This window comes from Chryseobacterium rhizosphaerae (assembly GCF_003385455.1).
In the GTDB taxonomy this organism is placed as follows: domain Bacteria; phylum Bacteroidota; class Bacteroidia; order Flavobacteriales; family Weeksellaceae; genus Chryseobacterium; species Chryseobacterium rhizosphaerae.
Genome location: NZ_QNUF01000016.1, coordinates 96,177 through 108,442 on the forward strand (window position 1 = coordinate 96,177; position 12,266 = coordinate 108,442).

The 12,266-nt window shown below is 36.9% G+C and carries 12 protein-coding genes and 4 tRNA genes; 7 read left to right on the forward strand and 9 right to left on the reverse strand.

Going from position 1 to position 12,266, the window contains the following annotated elements; translation table 11 throughout:
- The first annotated feature begins 212 nt into the window (after window positions 1-212).
- Both prmA and DRF57_RS14295 read left to right on the forward strand, forming a co-directional pair.
- Window positions 213-1,040, forward strand: a complete 828-nt coding sequence (gene prmA / locus DRF57_RS14290) for a 50S ribosomal protein L11 methyltransferase (RefSeq protein WP_115919231.1) — start codon at window positions 213-215, stop codon at window positions 1,038-1,040.
- Window positions 1,041-1,058: 18 nt separating this feature from the next.
- Window positions 1,059-1,898: an SH3 domain-containing protein gene (locus DRF57_RS14295; protein WP_115919233.1), complete on the forward strand. Its 840-nt coding sequence runs from the start codon at window positions 1,059-1,061 to the stop codon at window positions 1,896-1,898.
- A gap of 152 nt (window positions 1,899-2,050) precedes the next feature.
- Here DRF57_RS14295 and DRF57_RS14300 read toward each other — a convergent pair whose 3' ends face one another.
- The 3 genes from DRF57_RS14300 to DRF57_RS14310 form a co-directional block, all read right to left on the reverse strand.
- Window positions 2,051-2,611 (reverse strand): cysteine hydrolase family protein, encoded by a 561-nt coding sequence (locus tag DRF57_RS14300; RefSeq protein ID WP_115919235.1) that lies wholly within the window; start codon window positions 2,609-2,611, stop codon window positions 2,051-2,053.
- A 5-nt stretch (window positions 2,612-2,616) separates the two neighbouring features.
- Window positions 2,617-3,897, reverse strand: coding sequence for an MFS transporter (locus DRF57_RS14305; RefSeq protein ID WP_084084965.1), 1,281 nt, complete (start codon window positions 3,895-3,897; stop codon window positions 2,617-2,619).
- Between the two features lie 61 nt (window positions 3,898-3,958).
- Window positions 3,959-4,555 (reverse strand): TetR/AcrR family transcriptional regulator, encoded by a 597-nt coding sequence (locus DRF57_RS14310; protein ID WP_047493374.1) that lies wholly within the window; start codon window positions 4,553-4,555, stop codon window positions 3,959-3,961.
- A 323-nt stretch (window positions 4,556-4,878) separates the two neighbouring features.
- On the opposite strand from DRF57_RS14310, the gene DRF57_RS14315 reads away from it, so the two are divergent.
- Together DRF57_RS14315 and DRF57_RS14320 are read left to right on the forward strand one after the other, a co-directional pair.
- Window positions 4,879-5,466 carry a Crp/Fnr family transcriptional regulator gene (locus DRF57_RS14315; RefSeq protein ID WP_115919249.1) on the forward strand — a complete coding sequence of 196 codons (588 nt, stop codon included), beginning with the start codon at window positions 4,879-4,881 and terminating at the stop codon, window positions 5,464-5,466.
- Window positions 5,467-5,522: 56 nt separating this feature from the next.
- Window positions 5,523-6,206 (forward strand): MBL fold metallo-hydrolase, encoded by a 684-nt coding sequence (locus DRF57_RS14320; RefSeq protein ID WP_115919237.1) that lies wholly within the window; start codon window positions 5,523-5,525, stop codon window positions 6,204-6,206.
- A gap of 285 nt (window positions 6,207-6,491) precedes the next feature.
- Here the strand turns inward: DRF57_RS14320 and DRF57_RS14325 are convergent.
- From DRF57_RS14325 to DRF57_RS14340, 4 genes are all read right to left on the reverse strand, one after another.
- Window positions 6,492-6,565, reverse strand: a tRNA-Arg gene (locus tag DRF57_RS14325).
- Between the two features lie 14 nt (window positions 6,566-6,579).
- Window positions 6,580-6,654, reverse strand: a tRNA-Pro gene (locus DRF57_RS14330).
- A gap of 96 nt (window positions 6,655-6,750) precedes the next feature.
- Window positions 6,751-6,824: transfer RNA gene (locus DRF57_RS14335), tRNA-Arg, on the reverse strand.
- 14 nt (window positions 6,825-6,838) lie between these two features.
- A tRNA-Pro gene (locus DRF57_RS14340) sits at window positions 6,839-6,913 on the reverse strand.
- Window positions 6,914-7,351: 438 nt separating this feature from the next.
- Here DRF57_RS14340 and DRF57_RS14345 point away from each other — a divergent pair.
- Window positions 7,352-7,876 carry a thermonuclease family protein gene (locus DRF57_RS14345; RefSeq protein WP_084087867.1) on the forward strand — a complete coding sequence of 175 codons (525 nt, stop codon included), beginning with the start codon at window positions 7,352-7,354 and terminating at the stop codon, window positions 7,874-7,876.
- A 163-nt stretch (window positions 7,877-8,039) separates the two neighbouring features.
- Here the strand turns inward: DRF57_RS14345 and DRF57_RS14350 are convergent, their stop codons facing one another.
- Window positions 8,040-9,491, reverse strand: a complete 1,452-nt coding sequence (locus DRF57_RS14350) for a serine hydrolase (protein WP_115919239.1) — start codon at window positions 9,489-9,491, stop codon at window positions 8,040-8,042.
- 227 nt (window positions 9,492-9,718) lie between these two features.
- On the opposite strand from DRF57_RS14350, the gene DRF57_RS14355 reads away from it, so the two are divergent.
- The gene (locus tag DRF57_RS14355) at window positions 9,719-10,567 is read left to right on the forward strand and encodes a helix-turn-helix domain-containing protein (protein ID WP_157969896.1); all 849 of its coding nucleotides are present in this window, start codon (window positions 9,719-9,721) and stop codon (window positions 10,565-10,567) included.
- Between the two features lie 63 nt (window positions 10,568-10,630).
- Window positions 10,631-11,542 carry an alpha/beta hydrolase gene (locus tag DRF57_RS14360; protein WP_115919243.1) on the forward strand — a complete coding sequence of 304 codons (912 nt, stop codon included), beginning with the start codon at window positions 10,631-10,633 and terminating at the stop codon, window positions 11,540-11,542.
- A gap of 227 nt (window positions 11,543-11,769) precedes the next feature.
- Here DRF57_RS14360 and DRF57_RS14365 read toward each other — a convergent pair whose 3' ends face one another.
- Window positions 11,770-12,045 carry a GIY-YIG nuclease family protein gene (locus DRF57_RS14365; RefSeq protein WP_115919245.1) on the reverse strand — a complete coding sequence of 92 codons (276 nt, stop codon included), beginning with the start codon at window positions 12,043-12,045 and terminating at the stop codon, window positions 11,770-11,772.
- Window positions 12,046-12,266: the final 221 nt, after the last annotated feature.

Consider the following 12,266-nt stretch of genomic DNA (forward strand, 5'->3'; position numbering starts at 1 on the left):
CTCTTACTGCAATTTACAAATTTTATAAGAGCTTTTTATGTTTTGTATATCAAAAATATTCACTTTTTAGCATATTATAGAAGAAATTTTACAAATGAGAGAACGTGATGCCAACCTTTTAAAGCTGAATAATTTCTTGAGTAAGAGTAAAACTTAATGCTTCAATTTTTTTAACAATAATAACATTAGTATTTTTGCAGCAAATTAGTCACATGCAAAATTATTTAGAATTCAATTTCAAAATTTCTCCACTGCAACCTTGGAATGAGATATTAATGGCAGAGCTTATCGAGATAGGTTTTGATAGCTTTACAGAAGAAATTCACGGAATTTTAGGATATATCCAGACAGATCTGTTTCATGAAGAACAGCTAAAAGCACTTCCTATTTTTGAAAATGAAAATGTAAAGATTGAGTACTCTTTCGAGGAAATGCCTAATATCAACTGGAATGAAGAATGGGAAAAGAATTTTTCTCCTATCAATATCGATGATAAAGTATTGATCAGAGCAGAATTTCATGAGTCTGTACCGGGAATGCATGAAATTATTATTCAGCCCAAAATGTCTTTCGGAACAGGGCATCACCCTACCACACACCTGATGATCCAGCAGATGATGGATCTTGACCTTACTGGAAAGAAAGTATTGGATATGGGTTGTGGGACTTCTGTATTGGCTATCTATGCAAAACAACAGGGTGCCGCAGATACAAAAGCTATTGATATTGATGAATGGTCTGTAGAAAATTCAAAAGAAAACGCGGTAAGAAATGGTGTTGAACTGGATATTGAACTGGGAACAGCCGAAAACTTAGGAAAAGAAAATTTTGATGTTATTTTAGCGAATATCAACAGAAATATTCTGATTTCAGATATTCCAACATATGTTTCCGTATTGAATGAAGGTGGAAAACTGTTGCTTTCCGGGCTTTGCTTCTTTGATGTAGATGATATTCTTGAAGTGTGTAAAGAAAGTGGTCTTGAACTTAAAAAACAGATACAGCGTGAAGAGTGGGTAAGCCTGCTGTTGGAAAAATAAATAAAAACAAATACGAATATGAAAACTTTATGGACGGCTTTATTATTACTGATGCTGCAATTTTTTTCAGCACAGGAAAATGAAGTGTATGCGGATGGGATTTTTGGTTTTGAAGAAAATAAAAGCCAAAAGATTTTTACAGATTGGACAAGAATCAGAAAAGAGCCTAATGTTAAATCGCAGGTTATAGACTCATTGCAGACTAATCAACAGGTGTTAATCCTTAAAAAAGAAGAAACCATACTAAGACTGGGGGAAAGAGGTGCCAACTGGTACAGGATCTCTTATCAGAAAGGAGATGTAACCTCTGAAGGATATGTTTGGGGAGGTAACCTTTCTGTAGGATACCGTAATAAAAACGGATATGATTTTCTTTTTGGACTTTCAAAAACTGTAGACAGAAAAAACAAAGAGGTTACTACTTTTGAGAAACAGAATATTGCGGGAATCAAAGTAATGGAAGGTAATATGCTTGTGGATGAGGTTTATTTTGATACCGGAAAAGGAGAGGAGCTGAGCTATGCTACATTCAATATTGAAAGCAATCATAAACTGCAGAATGTGGAACTTACTTTAAAGGCATTGGTTTCCGGTGAAGCTTGTGGTATTGCTAGCTATGATCAATATGTTCTTTTTAAGGATAAGAAACTCATTGCTCTTCCACAGCTGATGAATGTAGGGGATGCAGATGTTTTTTACCATAGTGAACAATATATTTTCCCTAATGATAAAGGGGGGATTCCTGATGCTTTTATTTTTAAAGTGGAGGAAATGGAAAAAGATGACAAAGATCGGGAAAAGAAGAAACGTTCTTCCAAAACTTATCTTTGGAATGGAAGTTCTTATAGGTTGAAATAAACTTTTTTGGTCTTAAAAAATAGAAGTCCTTACTGATGAAGTAAGGACTTTTTCTATAATTGGACACACAAAAAAAATAGGACGGAAACCAACCTATCTTATTCAGCAAGGAATTCCAACGTACATTGAAAACAACCTACTCCAGATTGAGTTTAAATTCCTTCTGTCCAATTGCTGAGTGTAATGACATCAGCTTGTCGGGGGAAAATTTTACTCATTAATACACGATGCACTTCCTCATCTTCATCTTTACAGCAGTCTTCAATGACAGTCAATGTATAGTCCTTATCTGCAGCTTCTCTTAATGTGGATAAAACAACGCCACTGGTTGATATACCCGTCAATACCAGATGTTCAATATTCAACCCCCGAAGCACAACTTCAAGATCACTTCCTGTAAAAGCGCTAAAACGTTTTTTGGTGATAACGATATCCTGTTCATCAGGTAAAAGATCAGGATGGATAGAAACCCATTCTTTCATATTTACATGAACCATATGTTGTTTTATGGCTGAAAACGCTTTGTTATTTTTACTGATTTCCGGCATTCCCTGTCTGAATCCTACGGTAATATATATAACCGGGATTTGTAGCTTTCTTGCCGTTTTGATAGCCTCCTGTGTATTGGAAATCAATTTTGTTGCATCAGCTAGCCTGCTTAGAATAGATGATTGCATATCCATCACCAATAGGGCTGTTTTTGCTTTTTCCATTTTAATTATATTTTATTAATAAATTGTTCTTCAGCTTCTTCTAATAACTGTTCGTTGACAGGTTTGGTTTTTCTCTTCTTGAATAATAAGTTTCTAAAGATGAAAGCAATTAAGATTCCTGATATCCCTTCCAGGAGTAAAGTCTTTGGAGCTCCTATTTTTTCTGAAAGAAATCCAATGAATATACTTCCCAAAGGCAGCATTCCGAATATTGCAGTCAATAAGATACTGATGGCTCTTGAACGCATTTCAGGAACAACTTCAGATTGCACGATGATATTACAGGTTGTAAACTGTGCAACACCTCCCAATCCGGTAAGGGTAGCAAAAAACATAGACCAGTAAAAGTTAGTCGTATATGAAAAACATATGAGTCCAATACTCAGGACGACTGTACTCAGAATAAGAATACTTCTCATAGAAGCTCCTTTTTTTAAGCTAGCCAGAAATACTGTCCCAAGAACTGCCCCTATTCCAATGAAACTTGAGATATAACCAAAAGTTTTTGCATCCCCTTTAAAGATTTCTTTGGCATAAACAGGAATTAACGTGTCATAAGGTAGAATCAAAAAACCGGTAATACTTAGCATAATGATGACTAAATTAATTGAGGGCACCGTTCTGAGGTATCTGAAACCTTCTGCCAATTCAGTAAAAGTTCCTTTTTTGTTTGATTTTTTTTGAATGACTTTCACTTTCATCATGGAAATAGATCCCATAACTGCCGCAAAACTGGCCGCATTAATCAGAAAACAGGTTCCTGCTCCAAACTTTTGAATAATAATTCCGGAAAGGGCCGGACCTGCTAATTTTGCAATACTTGCCATTGCAGCCGTTAGAGAGAGTGCACTTGGTAAATCTTCATCATTGGTAATTACTTCGTTGATCATTGACTGCCGTGCCGGAATATCATAAGCGTTGATAATTCCGAGAAATGCACTTAATATTAAAAAACTCCATATGTTCTGGTGTCCTGTCATAACCAAAAAAGCAAGTAGAGAAGCCTGGATTAAAGATAAAATCTGGGCGATCTGTATAATTTTATATCGGTTGTACCGGTCTGCGGCAACTCCTCCCAGAGCAGAAAACAAAAATGAAGGGAATTGTTCTGCAAAGATGGTGAGCCCCAGCATAAAAGCCGATTGAGTCATGCTGTATACGACCCATACTACAGCGGTACGCTGCATCCATGTTCCCAATTGAGATACGGAACGCCCGAAAAAATATAATGTGTAATTAGTGCTTTTAAAAGCCTGGAATGCATTGATATTACTTAATTTATTCATGCTCTTTGAAATAAACTTTTTGACAAAAAACGTAAAAACGTCAAATTTTAAATAAAAAAAATCAGCTGATATGCCTGATAACCATTGATGTTAAGGTGTTTACTATAGGGTTCAGATTTTTGAAATTGTTTTTTAAAACCATTTCACGCCTTATCCCTCTGATACTGCTTAGCAGGATGAAAATAACGGTTTCTTGTTCCTTAAGACTTACTTTAGGAATTTCATTATCAGTAATGCTTTTTGCAAATACTTTTAATAAAAGATTTTTTTCTGCTTCCATCATCCTGTCGTGAGCATCAGTCATGTGTTTTGATTTTTCTTCTGCATCCATTCCGGTTTCAATAGCTCTGAAAAATGATGCTCTTTCCTGAGATGTTTTTACTTTAGCGATACAGAATTCGTTAATCTTTTCTTCAAAAGATTTTCTTTTGTTCATGCTAAGATCAATCTCGGAGATAACTTCTTTAATTAAATTATCCAAAACCGCCTGGAATACCTCCTCACGATTTTTATAATAATAATAAATAGATGTTCTGCTTTTACCAACAGCTTTAGAAATATCATCCATCGTCACTTTCTTTAAACCATATTTCAGATACAACCCTGAAGCAGTTTCAAGGATCTGTTGTGAAAGTTGGTCTTGTTCTGTAGATGACATGAGTAAAATTTGTGTACAAAAATAAATAAATTCTGACAAAAAAACAAATTTTGTCAAATTGTAAAACTTATTCTGTTACTCAAACACCATGAACAACTTGCTTTTAGATGACATTGAGTCAATAAAAAAATTATAATTGCGGATGAATTTTTGCATTAAGTTGAGAAAGAATTCTAATCTATGACTGCCTGTATTGCAAACGGGTATTTTGTTGAACTTTAATACTTTTTTGAATGTATAATAATTGTTAGATTTGGACACCGAATTTGGGATGTAATCCATACATGGTTAAGAAGAAAATAAAAGGACAAAAAAATTGCGAAATGGCGGATGTATTTGAAAATTACCTATCCTCAACAGGAGGATTATCCGCTGAGGAAATCAACTTTTCTGCGCAATTCTTCAAACCGATCCGCTTAAAAAAGGGTGATTTTTTTATTCGTGAGGATGAATCCTGCGGTCATGTTGGATTTATCGCTAGTGGCGCTGTAAAGGCATACGCTACCGACAAAGAAGGAAAGGAAAATATAACCTGCTTCAAGTTTGAAAAGGAATTTGTCACCTCGTTTCCGGAATTTGTGAAACAGGAAAAATCCAGAAGAAGTATCATGGCTATGGAAGATAGCGTAATCTATAGGATAAGTTATCCGGACTATCAGCATCTGCTTGGGCAGGTAACCGCTTGGAACGGAGTTATAAAATCGGTGATGGAGCAGGAGTATAATCAAAAGGAACGTTATCTTCTGAATTACAATAATAGATCGGCTCTGGATAAATACCGTCATGTTCTGTCTAGCGAACCGATGCTGGTCCAGCGTATAGCGACACAGGATCTGGCATCGTACCTGGGCATTACGCAGCGATCGCTTACACGGGTGAAGAGACAAATACATAGACCCAACGTATTATAGGACAAATGTCCTTATGCAGGCCTGATCAGTGATGTAGATTTGCATAAAAAAAAACGATGTTACGTCAAATTGCTCCCGAAGTGTTCCAGATTTCACTGATGCCACGAAACAGTATCAACTGCTATATTATTGAAGGTGTATTGGTAGACTCCGGAATAAGGAGTTCGTATACCACTGTAAAAAAAGCTCTCCATAAAGTCCCTGTTTATCAGCATGTACTGACGCATGCGCATGCGGATCATCAGGGCTGTAGCGATCAGATATGCGCTGAGTTCGCGATACCCTTACTCTGTCATCCCGATGAAGTTTTTAGGACCGAAACAGGTATGGTCACCAACGATTATCCAACGCCACAACATTGGGTAGCAAAGCTTCAGCAGAAATACTGGGCTGGTCAGGGACATAAAGTAGAACGGACAGTCGTTGAAAACGATAGGATCGGAAATTTTCGGGTAATAGAGACGCCCGGACATTCGGCAGGTCATATTTCTTTATTCCGTGAGCGGGATGGTGTACTGATCATCGGAGATGTGGCGACCAACATGAACCTAATCACGACGGCGACCGGTCTGCGGCTTCCGCCAAACATATTCACCTCGGATCAACAGAGCAATATCAAATCGCTCCAGAAATTAGCAAAACTGAATCCTGCCATTATCTGTTTCGGTCACGGACCGATCCTGCGAAATACAGACCGGAAGTTTGAACAATTTGTGGCTAAATGCAGTGCGGCTATTTAAAGATAGATCGTACTGTAATTACGGGTTAAAAGAAGATGCAATGTAGATCTCATCTCAAAAAACTACAAAAAACCGAAAAAAAGACACTATCACCTTAGGGATTTCGAATTTGCGAAGAAGTCTTGTAGAAAATATATTGAGGTACTTCTAGATAATTTCAAATAAGTAATAGAAGAATTCCAGCTTCAAAAATCGAACTCTAAATATCCCAATTGTAAAAGTTTGGGCCACAGATTTTTATGGATATAAAAAATGAGACAACTTTTTAAAAGTTGTCTCATTAAGTGAGCGCGAAAGGATTCGAACCTTTGACCGTCTGCTTAGAAGGCAGATGCTCTATCCAGCTGAGCTACGCACCCTTGATTTTAAAAAGTCGGGGCGGCAGGATTCGAACCTGCGACCTCCTGGTCCCAAACCAGGCGCGATGACCGGACTACGCTACGCCCCGATTGATGGTCATCATAATTACTTTGTGATTGCAGTTGCAAAGATACAAAGCTTTTTTGTGAAATAAAAGAACCCTCCATTTTCTGTGAGTTCGTTGTGAGCGCGAAAGGATTCGAACCTTTGACCGTCTGCTTAGAAGGCAGATGCTCTATCCAGCTGAGCTACGCACCCTTGATTTTAAAAAGTCGGGGCGGCAGGATTCGAACCTGCGACCTCCTGGTCCCAAACCAGGCGCGATGACCGGACTACGCTACGCCCCGATTGATAGTCATCATAACGAATTTTACTTCGTTTTTGCGGTTGCAAAGGTACAATACTTTCTCAAATAAAAAAATAAAATGAAGGATAAATTTTCATTAATTTTTACGCTCACTTTTTTATTTATTTTAGATTACTAATAACCATTGAGTTATATTGATTGAAAAAAAACAGTTTTTTTTATATTTTCCCCTTCGTTGTGTGACTTAAATCACTTTGACCAATAGAAAAATTGGATATACTTAAAAATGGAGTTATAAGAAATATAGCCCCTGGCATCAGAAAAATCCTTCAGAATAGTGGTGTTTTATAAATCCTGGTTCTTTGCCTGGGTATGAAAAATAACTTCAGGATTAAATCTGGGAATTTTTTTCTGGAAAAAAGGCTCAAAATGCGATGGATTATAGGTTTTCAGAGTTCTTAATTCTTATCTTTACTCCATGAAACGATTGATATGGGCATGCCTCTTTTTTCCACTATTTAGTTTTTCTCAAAACAGTGGAAAAGTAATAAAAATTTCAGATGGAGATACCATCACAATACTTCTAAAAGGAAATCAGCAAAAAAAACTTCGGCTCGCTGAGGTGGACTGTCCGGAGAAAGGACAGCCTTTTGGTAAAAATGCAAGACAATTTACCTCAGATCAGGTGTTTGGAAAGACTGTTAATTTTGTTGAAACCAATACGGACCGTTACGGACGTTCTATTGCCAAAGTGTATTATGACAACGGTAAATACCTTTCAAAAGAACTGATAAAAGCAGGTTTCGGATGGTGGTATTTTTCCTATTCGAAGGATGCTACTTTGGGGGAGCTGCAGGATCGTGCGCAACAGAAAAAAGTTGGTCTTTGGCAGGATACCCGTGCTATGGCTCCCTGGGAATACAGAAAAATGAAACGCGAAGAATCGAAAAACAGAAAATATGAAGCTTCCCAAACTAAAATAAAACCTAAAGAAGCTGCCTGAAAATAATGTGAAAAGCCTAAGAATTTTTGATTCATAGGCTTTTTTAATACATATAGCAGTTCTATATAAAAAAGTATAAGGAGCTTTATCCCACTATCCACTCATACTCCTCACGTCTCCCTAAAAAGCATAGCATGTTGCGGGGTAACCGTTCCTATCGGGGCTAGGGTAGAGGTCTGGATAGTTGCTCTAGTATATTTTTTCCATTCTTATTATCAGGATTTAGCTCTATTGATTTTTGATACATCTTGATAGCCTGATCTTTTTGTTCAGTTTTTAATAATATTTCACCATAACTATCATATGCATTCCAGCTCTCAGGAAACAGATGTATATTGAGCTTGAAAATTTCTAAGGCTTCTTTAAGCTGTTTTTTTGCCATCAATCGGTATGCCCACTCATTGAGTTCAAATTCATTCGGATTGAAATCAGGATTCTTTTTCTTTTCGGTATCTACTAATTCAATAGCTTTGGCAAAACCCGTTTTTCTTAGGTTTATTCTAAGATAAGTTATGGGATCAGCCTTAACAATATCCGGATTGTAAACGCCGGCAAGTTCTTCTAAAAAATCTTCCGGATAACTGCCTCCCAAATTGGTAAGGACAATAACGGCCAAACCATCATCCGGATATACCAAAAATGCAGCCCTGCTCCCTCCAGACATCCCTACGGCTTTATGCATTGAACGAAGCTTTGCCAATCCCCAGCCTCGTGTCCAGTTGGTTGGTGTTCCATTATTAAACTTTGCTGGTAACCACATTTTGTCTATTGTTGCGGCATTTTTCAAAAGCTTTCCTTTTTGTAATGCTATGATCCAATGGGCTATATCTTCTGCTGTACTGTTAAGACCAGCTGCCGTTCTGGTGAAATCAGGAAATTCATAATAGCCATTCGTTAATTTTTCTGTATTGAGTTTCTGCCCGTCCAGATTGGTTTTATAATGATAAGTGGGAGCATAATGAGATATAACATCTCTGGAATCACCAAATATCGTATGCTTCATATCCACTACCTTGAATTGCTTTTCATTGGAAAAGGTAGCAAAAGACTGTCCACTTACTTTTTCAATGATTTTGCCCAGTAAATAATAATTGGTCTGATTATAACTGAATTGTTCTCCGGTTTTAAAATCCATCGGAAGGGATTTGAGCTTTTCCCAGACGGCTTCTTCAGTTTTCAGCACACCAATATTACCTGTAATGGGATCAAATAGTTTTTGGATGTCCGGAAAGCCTGAAATATGGGTGAGCAGCTGCTCAATAGTTACTGTTTGCCATTCTGCAGGGAGATGATCGAGATATTTGCCTATAGGGGCGGACAGATCAACTTTCCCCTGTTCTGCCAGCTGCATAACTGCTACAGCAGTAAATACCTTTGTACAGGAATTAATAGGAAAGATTGTGTTGTTTGTGACCGGTATATTATCCTGCACATTGGCGATACCATATGATTTATTTAAAACCAGTTTTCCATTTTGAACTATGGCGATTTGTAATCCGGGAATCTGTTTTTCTTTCATTTCCCTGTTAATGATTATATCAATATTGGAAATGGTATTCTGGGCAAAAGAATATTGCGAGAGGAGTACCACAATACATAAAAGGTAGATCTTCATTTTTAATTTATATATAAGACCATTGTGGAATGAAATCTATTACATCAATGTAATACAGTTAACACTAGTATATCATTACCTTGCTTTATGGGATCTTCAGATAGGTGACCTTACGTGAATCGGTTATCGGATACTTTATATACATTTTGTATATTCGTTAAAGTACTTTGCGTATATTATCAATGAATGATAGCAATATTGTATTTCTAAAAAACGTAACAGATAGAATGAAAACATTTCCGCAGGAAAAGATATTAAAAGATGATAAGCTGTTGTTCGCTAAATGGAAAACAAATACCGTCTCTACCAAGCAATTTATATTGATGCAGGAAAATGCTTTTGTATTTGTTCTGAAAGGTAAAAAGGTAATAGTTCAGGATGGGGATATTTTAGAAATAAACAATCAACAGCTTTTAATATTAAAAAAAGGCGTTCACAAAATGACAGAATATCTTGCGGAAGATGGTACCTTCGAAGCAATTGTCATATACTTTACAGATGCCTTTATTAAACATTCAAGATTGTTTGATAATGTAGATCCTTCTCAATCAGGTATTGTAAACCAAGATATAATGATCGTGGGGACGGATAAGATGATCAATAGCTTTGTGGTACAATATTGTAATTACATTCTTGAAAATGAAAATGATGCTCTCATCATGGAGCTAAAGGTTGTGGAACTGACGCACCTTCTTTTGAAAAAATATCCGCAAACCCAGCGCTTTTTTACCAGTATCATTCAACAGAGCAGTGATTTGAGAAGTTTGATGGAAAAGTTGTACAAAGAGAATTACAGCATCAGCCAATTAGCTTATTTTTCCAATCGCAGCTTGTCCAAGTTTAAAAGAGATTTTAAAAGTAAATTTCAATGCTCTCCTGCAAAATGGATTCTTTCCCGTAAACTGACTGATGTCCGTTTCTACCTTGTGAATACCGATAAAAATATGTCTGAAATAGCGGATGAAACTGGTTTTGAATCATTATCCCATCTCGATAAATCATTTAAACGACTATATGGTATCACGCCTTCCGCTTTTCGTAACCTGTCGGCAGTGAACCAAATCGACAAACCTTAGGCCTTTTAAGGCAAACCAATCTGTTTCTTTCCTTCTAACTTTGCGGTGTAATAATACCTTAAAATGCACAAATACAAAACAGAAAAAGTATACTACCTAAGTGAAGGGGTAAAGATAGCCGCTTTAAAGTATACACCGGAAAAAGAAGGAAGATGTCCGGCTATCGTGATGGCTCATGGATTTGGCCTTACCAAAGAAGCGTATATTGATAAATTTGCAGAGAGATTTGCTGAAAATGGATTTGTAGTTATCCTCTTTGATTATAGAAATCTTGGGGAAAGTGAAGGATTTCCACGCCAGGAGGTTAATCCTTTTATGCAAATTGATGATTATAAAAACAGTATCACTTTTGCCAGTACACAAGCTGAAGTGGATATTGAAAAAATCGGAATATGGGGAACCAGTTTTTCAGGTGGACATGTCCTGGTAACTGCAGCAACAGATAGCAGGGTAAAGTGCGTAGTCTCTCAAGTACCTACCATTAGTGGGTTTACATCCGGATTGAGGAGAATGTCTGCCGGACAGGAACATGATCGTCAGGAAAATATAAAACAAGATAGGTTAAACCGTTTACAGGGAAGGGAACCAATGATGAAAACAATTGTTGGAGAGGCTTCAGAAAACCCGCTTTATCCAATGTCAGATGCTGAAGCCTATTATACAGGGGCATTGAAGCTGTCACCAACCTTTCGCAACGAAGTAACGCTACGGACCACCGAATACACCCGTATGTATGAACCGGGGATCTATGTATCCCGGATAAGTCCTATACCCGTTTTATTTGTTGTTGCATTAAATGATGAGGTGACCCCGACCGATCTGTCGATGAAAGCTTATGAAGATGCATTACAGCCCAAAGGTGTGATCACTATTCCAGGGGGACACTTTACGCCTTATCTGCAATATTTTGACATCGCATCGAATGCTGCCGTTGATTGGTTTTCAAAATATTTTTTAAATACGCCAATAGACTAAGATGGCTTCTTACTACTTGGAAATAGCTATTGATTGATAATTTTTACATGCAGTAATCTAGCCTTTCCAGTATATCTTCACAAAAATGGCCGATGTAATATTTTTCTAAGGATTGAGAATAAAGTATGTAGCAGCAACACATGAAACTAATATAAAACAAAAAACTCACAATAAAAATTGTGAGTTCGTTGTGAGCGCGAAAGGATTCGAACCTTTGACCGTCCCGATTACAAATCGGGATGCTCTATATTGTCAGCTTGATTAATGAGTGTTTGTATTTTAGATTTGCTTTTCCAAGCCTTTATTTCTCGTTCTCTTTTGTATGCCGCAGATTTAGAATCAAAAACTTCATGATAAACGATCGTCCAGTCTTTGGCTTTTGCTGTAAATCCTTTATGTTCAGATAGATGTTTTCTTAGCCTTTCCTGTATATCTTCACAAGAATGACCAATGTAATATTTTTCTAAGGATTGAGAATAAAGTAGGTCGCAGCAGCAACACATGAAACTAATATAAAACAAAAAACTCACAATAAAAATTGTGAGTTCGTTGTGAGCGCGAAAGGATTCGAACCTTTGACCGTCCCGATTACAAATCGGGATGCTCTATATTGTCAGCTTGATTAATGAGTGTTTGTATTTTAGATTTGCTTTTCCAAGCCTTTATTTCTCGTTCTCTTTTGTATGCCGCAGATTTAGAATCAAAAGCTTCATGATAAACGATC

Coding starts and splice junctions, on each gene's coding strand:
- DRF57_RS14320 (WP_115919237.1), top strand. CDS start 5,523: ATGTTACGTCAAATTGCTCCCGAAGTGTTCCAGATTTCACTGATGCCA.
- DRF57_RS14310 (WP_047493374.1), bottom strand. CDS start 4,555: ATGTCATCTACAGAACAAGACCAACTTTCACAACAGATCCTTGAAACT.
- prmA (WP_115919231.1), top strand. CDS start 213: ATGCAAAATTATTTAGAATTCAATTTCAAAATTTCTCCACTGCAACCT.
- DRF57_RS14365 (WP_115919245.1), bottom strand. CDS start 12,045: ATGTGTTGCTGCTGCGACCTACTTTATTCTCAATCCTTAGAAAAATAT.
- DRF57_RS14315 (WP_115919249.1), top strand. CDS start 4,879: ATGGCGGATGTATTTGAAAATTACCTATCCTCAACAGGAGGATTATCC.
- DRF57_RS14360 (WP_115919243.1), top strand. CDS start 10,631: ATGCACAAATACAAAACAGAAAAAGTATACTACCTAAGTGAAGGGGTA.
- DRF57_RS14350 (WP_115919239.1), bottom strand. CDS start 9,491: ATGAAGATCTACCTTTTATGTATTGTGGTACTCCTCTCGCAATATTCT.
- DRF57_RS14295 (WP_115919233.1), top strand. CDS start 1,059: ATGAAAACTTTATGGACGGCTTTATTATTACTGATGCTGCAATTTTTT.
- DRF57_RS14300 (WP_115919235.1), bottom strand. CDS start 2,611: ATGGAAAAAGCAAAAACAGCCCTATTGGTGATGGATATGCAATCATCT.
- DRF57_RS14345 (WP_084087867.1), top strand. CDS start 7,352: ATGAAACGATTGATATGGGCATGCCTCTTTTTTCCACTATTTAGTTTT.
- DRF57_RS14355 (WP_157969896.1), top strand. CDS start 9,719: ATGAAAACATTTCCGCAGGAAAAGATATTAAAAGATGATAAGCTGTTG.
- DRF57_RS14305 (WP_084084965.1), bottom strand. CDS start 3,897: ATGAATAAATTAAGTAATATCAATGCATTCCAGGCTTTTAAAAGCACT.